This window comes from Janibacter cremeus (assembly GCF_029395675.1).
In the GTDB taxonomy this organism is placed as follows: Bacteria; Actinomycetota; Actinomycetes; order Actinomycetales; family Dermatophilaceae; genus Janibacter; species Janibacter cremeus_A.
The window spans coordinates 857962-874350 of the sequence record NZ_CP115184.1 but is presented as its reverse complement, the minus strand read 5'-3'; the positions used below and the strand labels follow the sequence as shown (position 1 = coordinate 874350).

The 16389-nt window shown below is 71.6% G+C and carries 13 protein-coding genes; 4 read left to right on the top strand and 9 right to left on the bottom strand.

Translation table 11 applies throughout. From position 1 onward, the window contains the following. The 3 genes from O9K63_RS03990 to O9K63_RS03980 form a co-directional block, all read right to left on the bottom strand. Positions 1 to 300 carry a DUF4193 domain-containing protein gene (locus O9K63_RS03990; RefSeq protein WP_185989791.1) on the bottom strand — a complete coding sequence of 100 codons (300 nt, stop codon included), beginning with the start codon at positions 298 to 300 and terminating at the stop codon, positions 1 to 3. Positions 301 to 430: 130 nt separating this feature from the next. Beyond that, positions 431 to 1294 (bottom strand): inositol monophosphatase family protein, encoded by an 864-nt coding sequence (locus O9K63_RS03985; protein ID WP_277240761.1) that lies wholly within the window; start codon positions 1292 to 1294, stop codon positions 431 to 433. Positions 1295 to 1296: 2 nt separating this feature from the next. Then, complete coding sequence (locus O9K63_RS03980) at positions 1297 to 2406, bottom strand: ferrochelatase (RefSeq protein ID WP_277240759.1); 1110 nt, start codon at positions 2404 to 2406, stop codon at positions 1297 to 1299. A gap of 91 nt (positions 2407 to 2497) precedes the next feature. Between O9K63_RS03980 and sepH the strand changes: the two genes are divergently transcribed. Beyond that, on the top strand, positions 2498 to 3808 hold the full coding sequence (gene sepH, locus O9K63_RS03975) for a septation protein SepH (RefSeq protein ID WP_277240757.1): 1311 nt from the start codon (positions 2498 to 2500) through the stop codon (positions 3806 to 3808). Between the two features lie 48 nt (positions 3809 to 3856). Here the strand turns inward: sepH and O9K63_RS03970 are convergent, their stop codons facing one another. From O9K63_RS03970 to O9K63_RS03955, 4 genes are read right to left on the bottom strand one after another with little or no spacing between them, the layout of a single operon-like run. Further along, on the bottom strand, positions 3857 to 4537 hold the full coding sequence (locus O9K63_RS03970; RefSeq protein WP_277240754.1) for a thymidine kinase: 681 nt from the start codon (positions 4535 to 4537) through the stop codon (positions 3857 to 3859). Position 4538: 1 nt separating this feature from the next. Then, positions 4539 to 5699 carry an alkaline phosphatase family protein gene (locus O9K63_RS03965; protein ID WP_277240752.1) on the bottom strand — a complete coding sequence of 387 codons (1161 nt, stop codon included), beginning with the start codon at positions 5697 to 5699 and terminating at the stop codon, positions 4539 to 4541. Between the two features lie 7 nt (positions 5700 to 5706). Continuing rightward, positions 5707 to 6318, bottom strand: coding sequence for a DUF5998 family protein (locus O9K63_RS03960; protein ID WP_277240750.1), 612 nt, complete (start codon positions 6316 to 6318; stop codon positions 5707 to 5709). A 12-nt stretch (positions 6319 to 6330) separates the two neighbouring features. Then, the gene (locus O9K63_RS03955) at positions 6331 to 9015 is read right to left on the bottom strand and encodes a bifunctional GNAT family N-acetyltransferase/acetate--CoA ligase family protein (RefSeq protein ID WP_277240748.1); all 2685 of its coding nucleotides are present in this window, start codon (positions 9013 to 9015) and stop codon (positions 6331 to 6333) included. Positions 9016 to 9139: 124 nt separating this feature from the next. Here O9K63_RS03955 and O9K63_RS03950 point away from each other — a divergent pair, with 124 nt between their 5' ends. Further along, the gene (locus O9K63_RS03950; RefSeq protein WP_277240746.1) at positions 9140 to 11575 is read left to right on the top strand and encodes a DNA gyrase/topoisomerase IV subunit A; all 2436 of its coding nucleotides are present in this window, start codon (positions 9140 to 9142) and stop codon (positions 11573 to 11575) included. A gap of 79 nt (positions 11576 to 11654) precedes the next feature. Here the strand turns inward: O9K63_RS03950 and O9K63_RS03945 are convergent, their stop codons facing one another. After that, positions 11655 to 13091 (bottom strand): APC family permease, encoded by a 1437-nt coding sequence (locus tag O9K63_RS03945; protein WP_277240744.1) that lies wholly within the window; start codon positions 13089 to 13091, stop codon positions 11655 to 11657. 124 nt (positions 13092 to 13215) lie between these two features. Next, positions 13216 to 15507, bottom strand: coding sequence for a DNA gyrase/topoisomerase IV subunit B (locus tag O9K63_RS03940; RefSeq protein WP_277240742.1), 2292 nt, complete (start codon positions 15505 to 15507; stop codon positions 13216 to 13218). Between the two features lie 100 nt (positions 15508 to 15607). On the opposite strand from O9K63_RS03940, the gene O9K63_RS03935 reads away from it, so the two are divergent. Together O9K63_RS03935 and O9K63_RS03930 are read left to right on the top strand one after the other, a co-directional pair. Continuing rightward, complete coding sequence (locus tag O9K63_RS03935) at positions 15608 to 15829, top strand: DUF7455 domain-containing protein (RefSeq protein ID WP_185989800.1); 222 nt, start codon at positions 15608 to 15610, stop codon at positions 15827 to 15829. 21 nt (positions 15830 to 15850) lie between these two features. Beyond that, positions 15851 to 16363, top strand: a complete 513-nt coding sequence (locus O9K63_RS03930) for a DUF456 domain-containing protein (RefSeq protein WP_277240739.1) — start codon at positions 15851 to 15853, stop codon at positions 16361 to 16363. Positions 16364 to 16389: the final 26 nt, after the last annotated feature.

Here is a 16389-nt window from a genome sequence, read left to right as displayed (position 1 = left end):
TCAGGCAGCACACTCGGTGCAGACCGGTCCGTTCTTCCCGTCCTCGGCCAGCTGGCTGCGGTGGTGCACGAGGAAACAGCTCGTGCACGTGAACTCGTCTGCCTGGCGCGGGACGACCCGCACCGACATCTCCTCACCGGAGAGGTCGGCCCCCGGCAGCTCGAAGCCTTCGGCCATCTCCGTCTCGTCGACGTCGACATTGGACGAGCTCGCGTCTCCGCGTCGGGTCTTGAGCTCCTCGATCGAATCCTCCGACAGATCGTCGTCGGACTTGCGCGGAGCGTCGTAGTCGGTCGCCATTTCTCCTGATTCCTTGGGGGCTAGCAGGGCTGGAACTGTGGTGCGCCGTTGTCAACGCAGCAACTGCTGAATTTGTGCCCGGCGCGCCGGATTGTGCCCCATCTACCCCGCTGGCGCCACCCTGAACCGCTCAGTGGTCCTTCTCCGGGCCGACCCGGGCCACGACCCGGGTCAGGAGGGCCCGCAGGTCGGCGTGGTTGCCGGGTCCCCCGGCGATGGTCATCGCCGTGCTCGGGTGTCCGCCGTCGAGGTCGGTGACCAGTCCTCCGGCCTCGGTGGCGACCAACCACCCGGCGGCCATGTCCCACGGGTTGAGACCGCGCTCGTAGTAGACGTCGAGGCTGCCGTCGGCGATCCGGCAGAGGTCCAGCGCCGCGCTGCCGATGCGCCGGATGTCCCGCACCTCGGGCACGACCCGGGCGAGGACCTCGCCCTGCCAGCGCCGCCGGTCGGGGTCGTAGCCGAAGCCGGTCCCGCACAGGGAGAGCCCGAGCGGGGCATCGGCGACCCGCAGGGCACGCCGCGGACCGGAGCCCACGGCACGGTGCGCGCCGGCGCCGAGGGCGGCGCTGAAGCACTCCCCCGTCAGCGGGTTGACCACCGCTCCCGCGACGGGGCGCCATGCCCCCGGGGTCGTGGGGTCGCCGACGACGGCCGCGACCGAGACGGCGTAGGCCGGGATCCCGTAGAGGTAGTTCACGGTGCCGTCGATGGGGTCGACGACCCACGAGACGCCCGAGGTGCCGACCCGACCGCCGCGCTCCTCGCCGTGGAAGCCGTCGTCGGGGCGCAGCTCACCCAGGCGGGTGAGCAGCAGGTCCTGGCTGCGCTGGTCCATGACCGTGACGACGTCGGTGGCCGAGGTCTTGGTCTCGGCCACACCGAGGTCGCGCGGGCGCTCCTGCACGATGAGCCGTCCGGCCTCGAGGGCGACCTGCTCGGCGACCTCGCGCAGGACCAGCGGGTCGACCGTGGCCGGCACGGACACCTCCATGCTCAGTCCCGCCCGCACAGCGCCGGCTCGGCGGTGCGCAGGTTGGGGCAGCACCCGACCGGGCACACCGACGGGTGGGAGTCGAGGTCGCGCCAGGTGGCACGCACGGGCCCCTCGCCGCGCGCCTCCGCCGCGCGCTCGAGCAGCAGGTCGGCCAGCCCGGCCACGAAGGCCGGGTCCGCGCCCGGTGTCGTCACCCTCGTCATGCCGATCCCGACCTCGGCGGCGGTCTCCGCCGCCTCGACGTCGAGGTCGTGGACGACCTCCATGTGGTCGGAGACGAAGCCGAGGGGGACGACCACGACGTGCTTGATCCCCTCGCCCACGAGCTCACGGATCCGGTCGTTGACGTCCGGCTCCAGCCACGGCGTGTGCGGGGAGCCCGAGCGGGAGCAGAAGGCCAGCCCGCCCGGCAGGTCCGTGCCGAGCACGGTGTCGACCTCCCCGAGGATCGCGGCGGCCGTCTCGGCCTGGTCGGACGAGTAGGCCCGGCCCTCCCCGTCGCCCGGCCCGGAGGTCTCGTCCATCGCGTCGGGGATGGAGTGGGTGACGAAGAGCAGCGCGACGTGCTCCGCGCCGACCCGACCCACGGCCTCACGGGCAGCGGCGAGGGTGTCGCGGGCGAAGATGCCGGCGAAGCCGGGGTGCTCGCCGAAGGGACGCACCTTGTCCAGCGCCAGACCGGGGAAGTCCGCGGCCGCGCGCGCGAGGTCTTCGCGGTACTGGCGGCACGAGGAGTAGCTGCGCCAGGCGCTCGTGGCGATGACGACGACCCGGCCGGCCCCCTTCGCGGCGAGCTCGCCCAGGGCGTCCCGGACGAAGGGGGCGGAGTTGCGGTTGCCCAGCACCACGGGAAGGGGGTGGCCCCGGTCCTCGAGCTCGGCCGACAGGTGCGCCACGAGGCGCCGGTTGAGGGCCGGCAGCGGGCTCACGCCACCGACCCGGTCGTAGTGCTCCCCCACCTCGGCGAGGCGCTCGTCGGGCACCCCGCGGCCGGCGGTGACCCGCCGGAGGAAGGGCAGGACGTCGTCGGGCCCCTCGGGCCCCCCGAAGGACTGCACGAGGACCGCGTCGTAGGGGTGGAGGGCGTGCGCATCATCCGGGGTGGGCATGGACACAAGATATCCCCGCGGCGTGTGCATTCCCGGATCGGGCGCGACAGGTGGCAGAGTCGTGGGAGGACGACTGACGAGAGGGATCTTGATGCGCGACCTGCGACTCATCGGGGTGCACGATGACGGCGAGCACCTCGTGGTGATCGACGACGCCACCGGCGAGGAGTACCGCCTGCGCATCGACGAGCCCCTGCGCGCCGCCGCCCGGCGGGACCGTCCGCGTCTGGGCCAGCTCCAGATCGCCATCGACAACAACGTGCGTCCGCGCGAGGTGCAGGCGATGATCCGCGCCGGCGCGACCGCCGACGAGGTCTCCGCGCGCACCGGCTGGGACCTGGACAAGATCGCCCGCTTCGAGGGCCCGGTGCTCGCCGAGCGCGAGCACGTGGCCGAGCGTGCCCGGGCCGTGCGGATGCGCGGCACCACCCAGTCCGGCGACCAGGAGACGCTGGGCGATCGGGCCCGGGCGCGGTTCGCCGGTCGCGGGGTCGAGAGCTCGTCGGTGCAGTGGGACGCGCGACGCGGCGAGGACGGGCAGTGGACCGTCTCCGCCACCTTCGTCGCCGGTGGCCGTGAGCGCAACGCCACGTGGTGGTTCGACGTGCCCGGGATGAGCGTCGTCGCCAAGAACGACGAGGCGAAGTGGCTCTCCGAGGCCGACGCACCGGCCGGTCCGGTCCCCTCGTCCGTGCACCGACCGACCGCGGTCTTCGACGTCGAGGTGGAGGAGTCCCGGGCCGAGCGCGCCCACCGAGCCGACCCCGACGAGCTGATCGCCTCCATGCGTGAGCACTCCGGCGCCCGTGGCCGCCGTCGTGGCGGTCGTCGACGCCACCGCGGCGCGGACCCGGCGGCGCCCGACGACTCCCTGCCCTTCGACACGGGCGACGAGCGCCCGCCCGCCGCTCGCGGGCCGCACGCGAAGGACGTCCCGGCCGAGCACGAGGCCGCGTCCACGCCGGCCCGGGAGGCCCCGACGACACAGGATGCCGACGAGCCCGCGGAGACCGAGGAGCCCACCCCCACGGCACCGACCGCGGCCTCCGCGGAGGCTCCGCAGGAGGACGCGATGCCCGAGGCGGCGACTGCGGAGGCCGAGGCCACGGAAGCGCCCGCCCCCGCCCCGGAGACCGGTGGTGACGAGGCGCAGGCACCGCGCACGCAGCCCGGGACCACCGCGGACGCGTCCCCCGGTGACGGCGGCTCGTCGGACGAGGCAGCTCGGGACGAGGCGGACCAGGAGGACGCGGACGGGGAGTCGCCCGACGAGTCCGCGCAGGAGAGCGACTCCGACCGCTCGTCGGACAGGAAGTCGAAGTCCGGCCGCGGCCGGGGCCGCAAGGGCCGCGCGAGTGTGCCGAGCTGGGACGACGTGATGTTCGGGACCACCCGGGACTGAGGACGCCGGGGGCGCGCCCCCCTTCGCACCGGTGGCCCGGCCGATCGCTCAGGCCGGGGGCGGGACCGGGCAGGCGTCGAGGTCGAAGGGCAGCACGTCGGCCGAGACCGCCGCGGCGTGGGCGGCGGTGGAGTTCATCCGGCGCATGTGGTGGCGACGGCAGAGCACCTCGTACTCGACCTCGCCCTCCTCGGGCGCCTCGGTGGTGTCCCCGACGACGACCTGCTCGCCCTCGACCACCATGACGCCGTCGACGACCCGGGCGTTGTGCGTGGCCCGGCGGCCGCACCAGCACAGCGCCGGCACCTGCAGCACCTGGGTGCTGTCGGCGAGCTCGATGAGTCGCCGGCTGCCGGGGAAGAGCTCGGTGCGGAAGTCGCTGGTGATGCCGAACGCGAAGACCTCGATGTCCAGCTCGTCGACGATCCGGGCGAGCTGCTCGACCTGCTCGGGGGTGTAGAACTGCGCCTCGTCGCAGACGAGGTAGTCCACGCGTGCCCCGGCGGTCAGCTGGCCGACGACGGTCTCCCAGAAGTCGAGGTCCTCCCCCACCTCGACCGCATCGGTGGACAGGCCCAGTCGCGAGGAGAGCCGGGCCTCGCCCGAGCGGTCCAGCCGGGTGAAGATCACGCCCGCCAGACCACGGGCCCGGTGGTTGTGGTCCATCTGGAGGGCCAGGGTCGACTTGCCGCAGTCCATCGTCCCGGCGAAGAAGCACAGCTGCGCCATGTCAGGACTCCCGTGCCGGGAGCTCCAGCCACGGGATGGCGACCTCGTCGGCGGTGATCGAGCCGTGGACCCCGAGCAGGCTCCGCAGCAGCGGACGGTGGCGGCGGGAGTCGACGACCGCGACCGGCCCGGTCATGGCGGCGATGACGTCACCGATGCGCGGGCGCACCTCGTCGGTCACCGGGCCGAACCAGCCGGCCTCGACGGCCTCCTCCCCCGCGATGACGTACGCGTCGTCACCCAGGCGTGAGCGCCACGCGGAGAGCACGTCCTCGACCGCGCCCTCCTGCACGTGCAGCTGCAGGCACCGCGGCTCGCCGGAGACGTGCCGCAACCCGGCGTCCAGATCGGGTTCCTCGGCGATGTCCGGGCGGGCGTCCAGGGGCACGTCGACCATGCCGTGGTCGGCCGTGATGTGCAGCGAGGTGTCCGGCGGCAGCAGACCCGCCAGTCGGGCCAGCTGCGCGTCGACCTCCTCCAGCTCCTCGCCCCACTGCCACGAGTCGCTGCCGTGGACGTGGCCAACCTTGTCGACATCGCCCCAGTAGAGGTAGACGAGCGAGCGCGGCATCGCCCGGACCGCGGTGACCGTCGCGTCGACGCGCTCGGCCAGGGACCGCGCCGCGACGAAGCCCCCACCCCGCAGGGCGGCATTGGTCAGCCCCGAGCCGTCGAAGTAGCCCGGCCCGATGCGGGTGACGGCGACCCCGGCGTCGAGCGCGGCCTCGAAGACCGTCGGGTGCGGCTGCCACCGGTACGGGTCGGGGCCGTCCTCCCAGGACAGCTCGTTGAAGACCGTGTCGCTCCCGGGGTCGTAGGCCTCGTAGCCGACGAGCCCGTGCACCCCGGTGAGCGTGCCGGTACCGAAGCTGCCCATCGAGGTCGCTGTCGTCGAGGGGAACCCGCAGTCCAGCCGAACCGCTCGCTGCGGGTCCTGCAGCAGGCGGCGGAGGAAGGGGGCGTGCCCGCCCCGGCGGGCCAGCAGCTCGGCACCGAGCCCGTCGACGAGCACGACCACGCTCCGGCGGGCCGGCGCGAGGAGGCGGTCTCCCCCCTTCGCCAGGCCGGGGACGCCCAGGCTCGCGGCGACGGACGGGAGCACCCGGTCCAGTCGTGGGGTCGTCGGCAGGAGCGGGACGGGCTGCGCGCCGTGGTGGCCCATCGGCGGCTCAGTGCCCGATGCTCGAGGAGAGGTCGCGGGCGAACTCGATCGCCTGGTCCAGGGCCACCCGCCCCTCGGCCTCGGCGCTGATGCGCAGACCGATGTCGTCGGCCGCCACGGTGCCCTCGTAGCCGTGGTCGCCCCCGTCGCACTCGGGGTCGGAGCACTGCCCGGGCAGCAGGTCGATCCGGCTGACCGCTCCCCACCCGATCGTCAGGGTCATCTCGCGGCCGAGGGAACCGGGGACGTACTGCGAGGGGTTGTCGGTGACGTGGGTGAGCATCACCCCGCGCACGGCGGACAGCGGGATGCACTCGGTCGTCGCCGTGGCCACCTCCCGCGAGGAGTCGGTGACGGCGTGGTCGACGAAGTCGTCGGCGTGCGCGATGACGAGGCGGGTGTCCGTGCGCACGAAGACCGTGATGTGGCGGCGCACCGCGTCCTGGTCGAAGGTCGTCTCCTGGTGGACGAGGTGGCTGCGCACCTCCTCGGTGCCGACCGCGGCCTTGACGACGTCGGCCACGAGGGCCGGGTAGTACCCCGCGCGCTCGATGTCGGCGGTGAGGGCGTCAGGAAGGGTGATCGCCGTGAGATCGGCTGGAACGGACATGACGGCCATTGTGCCCCAGCGTCAGGTCAGGCTCCGAGCGCCGGGGTCGGTCCGCCGCTGGGCGGGCGCGATGAGGATCTCCGCCCCGAGCACCGTCGCCCCGTCCGGGTGCGCGATGACGGGGTTGAGCTCGACGGAGGACAGCTCGAGGAAGTCGTCCGACATCAACGACAGGCGACCGAGGATGTCCTCCAACGCGGCCCGGTCGACCGGCGTCGACCCGCGGTGGCCGTGCAGCAGCGGGGCCGACTTGATCTCGTCGATGAGCTCGCTGACGTCGATGTCGGTCAGGGGCGGGATCCGGTAGGCGACGTCGTCGAGCATCGTCGTCGGTGCCCCCGCGATGCTGAACGAGACCACGGGCCCGAAGAGCGGGTCCTCGACGGTCGAGAGCACGGTGGAGACACCTGGGCCGGCCATCCGCTGCACGACGAAGTAGTTGGCGTCCATCGGCGCCAGGCGCCGGTCCATCGTCTCGAAGGCCGCCCGCACGGAGGCCTCGTCGTGCAGGTCCACCCGGATGCCCTCGAGCACGGCCTGGCCACGCACGAGCGGCGAGAGGGACTTGACCACGACGGGGTAGCCGACGGCCTCGGCCGCGGCGACCGCCTCGTCCGCGGAAGCCACCTCGTGCCGCGGCCACACCGGGATGCCGTAGCCCGCGAGCAGCTCCTGCGCCTCGCCGCTGGTCAGCGCCCGTCCCTCGGGGTCCTCCTCGAGGACCCGGTCGAGCAGCGCGCGCACCGCCCAGCGGTCGATGCCGTCGCGCACGACGGTCTCGCCCTTGTCCTTGGTGCGCCACTGCCCGTAGTTGGTGGCCGCGGCGAGGGCGCGGATGGCCTCCTCGGGCATCGGGTACAGCGGGATGGCCTGACGTGGCTGGCCCTCCGCGACCTCGCCCCACTCGTGGGCGAAGTAGGCGTTCTCGCTGCCGGTGTCGACGCCGCGCATCCCGAGCAGGGTGGCGACGCACGGCTTGTCGGAGTGCGAGGCCGCATGGCGAAGGGCGTCGACCACCTCCTGGTCGAGGGCGCCGACGGGAGGGATGAAGCAGGTGATCACCGAGTCCACCTCGGGGTCGTCGAAGGCGGCGTCGACGGCCTCACGGAACTCCTGGGCGGTGGCCTCGGTGCGCACGGCCGTGGGTCCGTGCACGACCTCGAGGCCACGGGAGGTCGCGTTGTCCGCGGAGAGGGCGGCCAGCTGGCTGGAGTTGCCGACGACCGCGACGCGCCGCCCCCTGGGCAACGGCTGGTGGACGAGCAGCTGGGCCACGTCGAACATCTGGTGGACGTTCTCGCAGCGGATGACACCCGCCTGGTCGAGCATGGCGGTGTAGGCGTGCGGCTTGACCTTCGGCTGGCGCACGCGGTGACCGGGCGGCACGCCGTAGCTCGCGGAGGATGCCTTGACGACGATGACCGGCTTGTTGGCGGCCAGGTGGCGGGCGATCCGGGAGAACTTGCGCGGGTTGCCCATGGACTCCAGGTACAGCCCGACGGCGTGGGTGCGCTCGTCGTCGACCCAGTACTGCATCAGGTCGTTGCCGGAGACGTCGACCCGGTTGCCCGCGGAGGCGAAGACCGAGATCCCCAGGTTGCGGCGGGCGGCCGAGTCGAGGTTCGCGATCGCCAGGGCACCGCTCTGCGAGAACAGCCCGAGGTGCCCCGGGTGCGGGATCGTCGTGGCGAGGGTCGCGTTGAGGCTGACCGAGGGGTCGTTGTTGATCAGGCCGAAGGAGTTGGGGCCGACGACGCGCATCCCGTGCGAGCGGGCCAGCCGCAGGACCTCCTGCTGCAGCCGGGTCCCCTCCTCCCCGACCTCGGCGAAGCCCGAGGAGATGATCAGCAGCGTCTTCACCCCGGCGGCGGCGCACTCGGCGACGACCGGGAGGACCTCCTCCGCCGGGATGGCGACGACCGCGAGCTCCGCGCCGTCGGGCAGGTCGGTGATCGAGCGCACCGCGTCCACGCCCAGGACGGTGTCGGCGTTGGGGTTGACGGCGTGCACCTCACCCGTGAACTCGCCGACGAGGATGTGCTTGAGGACCTGGTGGCCGATCGCGCGCTCGCGACGGCTGGCGCCGATGACGGCGACCGAGGCGGGATGGAGCATCGCGCGCACGCTCTGCGACTCCGCGCGGTGCTCGCGGGCGAAGCGCACCGACAGCGACTCCGCCGTCGGCTCGATGTCGAAGTGCAGCGAGACGATGCCGTCCTCGATGTGCCGGCTGACCTGGTAGCCGGCGTCGGCGAAGACCGAGAGCATCTTGCGGTTGTGCGGGAGCACCTCCGCCTCGAAGGCCTCGATGTCCCGGTGGTAGGCGAGCGCGGCGAGGTGCTCGAGCAGGACCGACCCGACGCCCTTGCCGTGGTAGTGGTCGGAGATGTTGAAGGCGACCTCGGCGCTGTGCTCGGTGACCCGGTCGTAGCGGCCGATGCCGATGATCTCGTCGCGGATCGTCGCGACCAACGCCATCCGGTCGTGGTAGTCGACCTCCGTGAAGCGCTTGATGTCCCGGTCGCTGAGGTTGCGCATCGGGGCGAAGAAGCGCAGGTAGATCGACTCGTCGGACTGGCCGGCGTGGAACCGGCGGATCGCATCGGCGTCCGAGGGCTTGATCGGTCGCAACCTGCAGACCGAGCCGTCCCGCAGGACGACGTCGGCCTCCGCCAGCACCGGGTATCCCGGTGGGAGCTGCGTCATGTCGTCAATCCTGCCAGACGGGGGCGTCCGCGCCCGGATGTGTGTCGCAACCACCCTCGCGGGCCCGCAGGGGTGAGGATGGGAAGGTCGTCACCCCGTCCCTGACCAGGAGTCCACTGCCAGCATGGCCCGCCGATCCGCGCCCGCCCCCCGACCCGAGGTCCCCGAGCGGATCGTCGACATCGACGTCGCGGACGAGATGCGCAACGCCTTCCTCGAGTACAGCTACTCGGTCATCCACGCGCGCGCCCTGCCGGACGCCCGCGACGGGCTCAAGCCGGTCCACCGCCGGATCCTCTACGCCATGAGCGAGATGGGTCTGCGGCCCGAGCGCGGTCACGTCAAGTCCTCCCGCGTCGTCGGTGAGGTCATGGGCAAGTACCACCCGCACGGGGACTCGGCGATCTATGACGCGCTCGTGCGCCTGGCCCAGCCGTTCTCGATGCGGGTGCCGCTCGTCGACGGGCACGGCAACTTCGGCTCCCTCGACGACGGGCCGGCCGCCAGCCGGTACACCGAGGCCCGGATGGCCCCGGCCGCCCTGCTCATGGTCACCGGTCTGGACGAGGACACGGTCCCCTTCGTCCCCAACTACGACGACCAGCTCCTCCAGCCGGACGTCCTCCCCTCGGCCTACCCCAACCTGCTGGTCAACGGCACCACCGGCATCGCCGTGGGCATGGCGACGAACATGCCGCCGCACAACCTGGTCGAGGTCATCGGCGCGGCGCGACACCTGCTGGTCCACCCCGACGCCAGCCTGGACGACCTGATGAAGTTCGTGCCGGGGCCCGACCTGCCCGGCGGTGGCCGCATCGTCGGGCTCGAGGGGATCCGTGACGCCTACCTCACCGGGCGCGGGAGCTTCCGCACCCGGGCGACGACCCGGATCGAGAAGGTCTCGCCGCGCCGCCAGGGCATCATCGTCACCGAGCTGCCCTACCTCATCGGCCCCGAGAAGGTCATCGAGAAGATCAAGGACGCCGTCCAGTCCAAGAAGCTGCAGGGCATCGCCGACGTCAAGGACCTCACGGACCGCTCCTCGGGCATGCAGCTGGTCATCGAGATCAAGAACGGCTTCAACCCCGAGGCCGTGCTCGAGAAGCTCTACAAGCTCACGCCGATGGAGGACTCCTTCTCCATCAACAACGTCGCACTCGTCGACGGCCGGCCGCGGACGATGGGCCTGAAGGAGCTGCTCACCGTCTACGTCGACTTCCGTCGGCAGGTCGTGCTGCGCCGCACGGAGCACAGGCTGGCCAAGCGGCGCGAGCGACTGCACCTCGTCGAGGGGCTCCTCGTCGCGATCCTCGACATCGACGAGGTCATCCAGGTCATCCGCTCCAGCGACGACGCGACGACGGCCCGGGAGCGCCTGCGCAGCGTCTTCGACCTCTCGGAGCCGCAGGCGACCTACATCCTCGACCTGCAGCTGCGGCGGCTGACGAAGTTCTCCCGCATCGAGCTGGAGAAGGAGCAGGAGGAGCTGCGGGCCGCCATCGCCGAGCTCGAGGAGATCCTCGGCGACGAGAAGGTGCTGACCAGGCTGATCTCCAGCGAGCTGGCCGACGTCGCCAAGAAGCACGGCGACCCGCGCCGCACGGTCCTGCTCGAGTCCGCCGGTGCCCCGGCCACCGCCAGCACCCCGCTCGAGGTCGCCGACGACCCGTGCTGGGTGCTGCTGTCGAGCACCGGCCTGCTCGCCCGCACCAGCGACGACGAGCCGCTCAGCCGGGAGGGCGCGCGTGCCAAGCACGACGCGGTCGTGGCGGCGGTGCGCACCACCGCGCGCGGTGAGGTCGCCGTGGTCACCTCCGCGGGCCGGATGGTGCGGCTGGGCGCGCTGGAGCTGCCGACGCTGCCGCCCTCCAACGGCGCGCCCACCCTCTCCGGTGGTGCCCCGCTGGCGGCCTACGTCGACCTGCCCGGTGACGAGCGGGCGCTGACCCTGACCAGCCTCTCCCCGGACTCCCCCGGCCTGGCCCTGGGCACCGCCCACGGTGTCGTCAAGCGGGTCACGACCGAGTACCCCAAGGGCCACTCCTGGGAGTGCATCTCGCTCAAGGACGGCGACCACGTCGTCGGTGCGGTCGAGCTGGCGACGGGCGAGGAGGAGCTGGTCTTCGTCACCTCCCAGGCGAGCCTGCTGCACTTCCCCGCCGCGGACGTGCGCCCCCAGGGGCGCTCGGGCGGGGGCGTCGCGGGCGTGCGCCTGACGGACGGCGCCTCGGTCGTCTTCTTCGGCGCCGTCGACCCGTCGCTCGACAACATCGTCGTCACCGTCTCCGGGTCCAGCGACTCGCTGCCCGGCACCGATGCCGGCGCGTGGAAGGCCACCCCCTTCGCCGAGTACCCGCGCAAGGGCCGTGCCACCGGCGGCGTGCGCGCCCACCGCTTCCTCAAGGGGGAGGACGCACTGCTGCTCGCCTGGGTCGGTCGGGCCGGCGCGCGCGCCGCGCAGCCCAACGGCGTCGCGATCACCCTCCCGGAGCCCGAGGGCCGCCGCGACGGCTCCGGCGTCCCGGCCGGCGCCGTCATCGGGGGCATCGGCTCGCTCTGACCCACAACGGGTGGAGTCGGTGTTCGGGGGGGGTCCCGGGGGCGCAGGTCGCCCAGCGACCGTGAGCCCCCGGGGGTGGTCACTCGTGGTCGATGTGCTCCGGGTCGCGGATGAAGGTGCGCTTGGCGTACACCGCGCGGTTGATGAACCAGGTGATCGCCCACAGGACGATGCCGAGCAGGAGCAGGCCACCGGCGATGACGTACTGCTGCTGCTGCTCGGGGCTGCGGGCCCACGGGCCGACGAGGAAGGCGCTGGTCACGGCGGCGACGATCGGCAGACCCCACGGGGCGATGAAGTGCTTGTGCTCGACGTGGTCCTTGCGCAGCACGAGCACGGCGGCGTTGACGATGACGAAGACGACCAGCAGGAGCAGCGCGGTGGTGCCACCGAGCAGGGCGACGACCTCCGAGGCACTGTCGAGGGTCACGTAGGTGATCAGGGCGTAGGAGACCAGGGTGGTGAAGATGATGGCCACCCACGGCGTCCGCCGGCTCGCGTGCACCCGTCCGAGCACGGGCGGGAGCACCTCCTGCTTGGCCATGCCGTAGACGAGGCGCGAGGCCATGAGCATGTTGATCAACGCCGTGTTGGCCACGGCGAACATCCCGATCCACGGGAAGATCTGGTCGAACGGCACGTCCGGTGCCCCGACCGCGACCACCTGGGTCAGTGCCGAGCGCTCCCCACCGACGAGGTCCCCCACGGGGACGAGCGCGACCGCGGTGACCGAGACGAGCGTGTAGATCACGGCAGCGAGACCGAGGCCGGTGAGCATCATCTTCGGGAAGTCCCGGGAGGGGTTGGTGGTCTCCTCGGCCATGTTGACCGAGTCCTCGAAGCCGATCATCGCGAAGAACGCCAGCGCCGTGGCCGTGGTGATCGCGAGGAAGGTGCCCTTCTCGTCGGGGCTCTCGAAGACGACGACCCGGGAGAAGTCCGCCCGGCCCTGGAACATGGCGTACAGACCGATGAAGATGATCATCAGCAGACCGGACAGCTCCACGAGGGTGAGCACCACATTGGCCTTGACGCTCTCACCGACACCACGCAGGTTGATCAGGCCGATCACGGTCATGAAGCCCAGGGCGATGATGAGCAGCGCGGGAGAGCTGTCGCCCCAGCTCGCCTGCAGCCCGTCCCGGAGGAAGCCGGCGAAGGCCCGCGACGCGGTGGAGGCGGAGGTGATGCCCGAGGCCATCACGGCGAAGGCCACGATGAAGGTCACGAAGTGGATCCCGAAGGCCTTGTGGATGAAGGTCGCCGCCCCGCCGGCTGCGGGGTACTTCGTCACCAGCTCCAGGTAGGAGAAGGCGGTCAGCGTCGCGACCGCGAAGGCCACGAGGAAGGGCGCCCAGGCGGCGCCGCCGACCTCGCCGGCGACCTCTCCCGTGAGCGCGTAGACACCGGTACCGAGGATGTCACCGACGATGAAGAGCAGCAGGAGCTTGGGCCCCATGACCCGCTTGAGCTCGCCCGCCCCGTCGACGGCACGCTCCGAAGTGACCTCGGACATGGGACCGACCTCCCTGGCTCCGGGTGCGCGGTCACGCACCGATCCCCCAACCGTGGTCCGCATCCTTCCACGACGCAACTGCTGATGGGGCGACACGCCGACGCGACTTCTCCGGCGCCGAGGGTCAGGCGTCGATGCGCTCGCGGTCCAGCTGGTCGGCGGAGGAGACGATGAAGTCGCGGCGGGGGTCGACGTTCTTGCCCATGAGCAGCTCGAAGACCTCCTCGGCGATCTCCAGGTCCTCGGTCGTGACCCGACGCAGCATCCGGTGCCGCGGGTCCATGGTCGTCTCGGCGAGCTGGTCGGCGTCCATCTCACCCAGGCCCTTGTAGCGCTGGATCGGCTGCTTGATGTTCTTTCCTTTGGCACTCAGCGCGGCGAGCTTCTTGCGCATCTCCGCCTCGGAGTAGGTGTAGATCAGCTCGTTCTTCTTCGAGCCGGGGTTGATCACCTCGATGCGGTGCAGCGGCGGCACGGCGGCGAAGACCTTGCCGGCCTCGACCATGGGTCGCATGTAGCGGAAGAAGAGGGTCAGCAGCAAGGTGCGGATGTGGGCGCCGTCGACATCGGCGTCGGTCATGATGATGACCTTGCCGTACCGCGCCGCGTCGAGGTCGAAGCTGCGGCCCGAGCCGGCGCCGATGACCTGGATGATCGAGGCGCACTCGGCGTTCTTGAGCATGTCCCCGACCGCGGCCTTCTGGACGTTGAGGATCTTGCCGCGGATGGGCAGCAGCGCCTGGAACTCGCTGCTGCGGGCCTCCTTGGCCGTGCCCATGGCCGAGTCGCCCTCGACGATGAACAGCTCGGTGGCCTCCACGTCCGTGCTGCGGCAGTCGCGCAGCTTCGGCGGCAGCGTCGAGGTCTCCAGGGCGTTCTTGCGGCGCTGGGTCTCCTTGTGCTGGCGCGCGGAGATGCGCGACTTCATCTCGGCGACGACCTTCTCCAGCAGCTGGGCGGCCATCTGCTTGTCCTCGCGCTTGGTCGAGGTCAGACGTGAGGTCAGCTCGGTCTCGACGACCTTGGCGACGATGGAGCGCACGGCGCTCGTGCCGAGGACCTCCTTGGTCTGGCCCTCGAACTGCGGCTCGGCCAGCCGCACGGTGACGACGGCGGTCAGGCCCGCGAGGAGGTCGTCCTTCTCCACCTTGTCGTTGCCGACCTTGAGCTTGCGGCTGTTGAGGTCGAGCTGCTTGCGGAAGACCTTGAGCAGCGCCTGCTCGAAACCGGCGACGTGGGTACCGCCCTTGGGCGTGGCGATGATGTTGACGAAGGAGGAGGCCTTGGCCTCGTAGCCGGTCCCCCACCGCAGCGCGATGTCGACGCCGCACTCGCGCTCGACCTCGGTGGGGGTCATGTGCCCCTTGCTGTCGAGGACCGGGACGGTCTCGGTGAAGGTCCCGGTGCCCTCCAGCCGCCAGACGTCGGTCACCGGCTGGTCGGGGGCGAGGAACTCGACGAACTCGCTGATGCCGCCGTCGTGGTGGAAGACCTCCTCCACCGGCTCCTCGCCCCGCTCGTCGCGCACGACGAGGGTCAGGCCGGGCACGAGGAAGGAGGTCTGCCGCGCCCGGGCCATCAGCGCGGTCAGGTCGATGGTGGCGTCCTTGAGGAAGATCTGCGGGTCCGCCCAGTAGCGCACCCGCGTGCCGGTGACGCCCCGCTTGGCCTTGCCGACGACCTCCAGCTCGCTGCCCTTCTCGTAGGGCGTGAACTCGTTGTCGGGCGACTTCGCCCCCTTCGCCCCGGCGACGTCGGAGAAGACGCCCGGCTCACCCCGGCGGAAGCTCATCGCGTAGGTCCTGCCGGACCGGTCGACCTCGACGTCCAGGCGCACGGCGAGGGCGTTGACGACCGACGCGCCGACGCCGTGGAGACCGCCGGAGGCGGTGTAGGAGCCGCCGCCGAACTTCCCGCCCGCGTGCAGCTTGGTGTAGACCACCTCGACGCCGGTCAGGCCGGTCCGGGGCTCGATGTCGACCGGGATGCCCCGGCCGTTGTCGCTGACCTCGACCGAGCCGTCGGCGTGCAAGGTGATGTCGATGCGGTCGCCGTGGCCACCGAGGGCCTCGTCGACGGCGTTGTCGATGATCTCCCACATGCAGTGCATGAGGCCGCGCTGGTCGGTGGAGCCGATGTACATGCCCGGGCGCTTGCGCACGGCCTCGAGGCCCTCGAGGACCTGCAGGTGGTGCGCCGAGTAGTCCTTGACGGACTTGCTGCTGGCGGTCTTCTTGGCGGTGCTGGCTGCCGGAGGCACGAGGTGGGCCGGTCCTTCTCGTCGGGGCGGGGTCTTGTCCGCAGGGTAGTCCGCCCCACGGGCGCGACCGGGGAGGTTCCGGCCCGTGGTGTCGCGCCGGTCGGGACGCGATGCCGGCCCCCTGGCCATGTCGGCCAGGTCACGGCTGTGTGTCATCAGTCACGCCGTGGGATCCGGGTGCTTCGCGGGAAGCCCTCGGCGTGTTTGACTGTTGGCACTGACGTCCACGGTTACAGACGTAGGAAATGAGGCACACGTGAACGCGACCCTGGCCAGCCCCTTGACCGCAGCCGACCGCTGCGACCGCTGCGGCGCCAAGGCCTATGTGCGCGCCCGCCTCCACGCGGGCGGGGAGCTGCTCTTCTGCGCCCACCACGGGCGGGAGCACATCCCTGCACTGAAGGACCTCGCCGAGATCGAGGACGAGTCCTCGCGGCTCGAAGAGGTCCCGGCGTCGGCGCCCGTCGAAGAGCGCTGACGCTCGGCACACCACCTCGTGATGACCCTGGCGGCCCAGGCCGCCCCCGATCCGATCGGCTTCGGCCTGCTGATCGCTGTCGCGATCTACGTCGTCGGGGTCATCGGCATCGTGCTGCCGGTCCTGCCCGGTCTGCTGCTGTGCGTCGGGGCGGTCCTGCTCTGGGCCATCGACACCGGTGGCACCCTCGCGTGGCTCACCTTCGGGGTGGCCCTCGTGCTGTACCTGACCGGGGTCAGCCTGCAGCTGCTCATCCCCGGACGCCGGATGAAGCGTGAGGGCGTCGGCGGGCTGACCCTGCTCCTCGGCGTCGTCGGCGCCGTCGTCGGCGTCGTCGTCATCCCGCTGCTCGGCCTGCCGATCGGCTTCGTCGCGGGGATCTTCGCGGCGGAGTACCTGCGCTTCCACCAGCTCGACCGGGCCTGGTCCGCGACGAAGTCGGCCCTGCGCGGGGTCCTGCACAGCATGGGCATCGAGCTGACGACGGCCCTGGCCATCGCGATCAGCTGGACGATCGGGATCCTGCTGCACTGAGTGCGGCTCATCAGCACTGCCCAACC

Excerpts from the sequence above, each read along its gene's own strand:
- O9K63_RS03930 (WP_277240739.1), top strand. The coding sequence starts at position 15,851 with ATGACCCTGGCGGCCCAGGCCGCCCCCGATCCGATCGGCTTCGGCCTG.
- O9K63_RS03955 (WP_277240748.1), bottom strand. The coding sequence starts at position 9,015 with ATGACGCAGCTCCCACCGGGATACCCGGTGCTGGCGGAGGCCGACGTC.
- O9K63_RS03985 (WP_277240761.1), bottom strand. The coding sequence starts at position 1,294 with ATGGAGGTGTCCGTGCCGGCCACGGTCGACCCGCTGGTCCTGCGCGAG.
- O9K63_RS03950 (WP_277240746.1), top strand. The coding sequence starts at position 9,140 with ATGGCCCGCCGATCCGCGCCCGCCCCCCGACCCGAGGTCCCCGAGCGG.
- O9K63_RS03970 (WP_277240754.1), bottom strand. The coding sequence starts at position 4,537 with ATGGCGCAGCTGTGCTTCTTCGCCGGGACGATGGACTGCGGCAAGTCG.
- O9K63_RS03940 (WP_277240742.1), bottom strand. The coding sequence starts at position 15,507 with ATGACACACAGCCGTGACCTGGCCGACATGGCCAGGGGGCCGGCATCG.
- O9K63_RS03960 (WP_277240750.1), bottom strand. The coding sequence starts at position 6,318 with ATGGCCGTCATGTCCGTTCCAGCCGATCTCACGGCGATCACCCTTCCT.
- O9K63_RS03980 (WP_277240759.1), bottom strand. The coding sequence starts at position 2,406 with ATGCCCACCCCGGATGATGCGCACGCCCTCCACCCCTACGACGCGGTC.
- sepH (WP_277240757.1), top strand. The coding sequence starts at position 2,498 with ATGCGCGACCTGCGACTCATCGGGGTGCACGATGACGGCGAGCACCTC.
- O9K63_RS03990 (WP_185989791.1), bottom strand. The coding sequence starts at position 300 with ATGGCGACCGACTACGACGCTCCGCGCAAGTCCGACGACGATCTGTCG.
- O9K63_RS03945 (WP_277240744.1), bottom strand. The coding sequence starts at position 13,091 with ATGTCCGAGGTCACTTCGGAGCGTGCCGTCGACGGGGCGGGCGAGCTC.
- O9K63_RS03965 (WP_277240752.1), bottom strand. The coding sequence starts at position 5,699 with ATGGGCCACCACGGCGCGCAGCCCGTCCCGCTCCTGCCGACGACCCCA.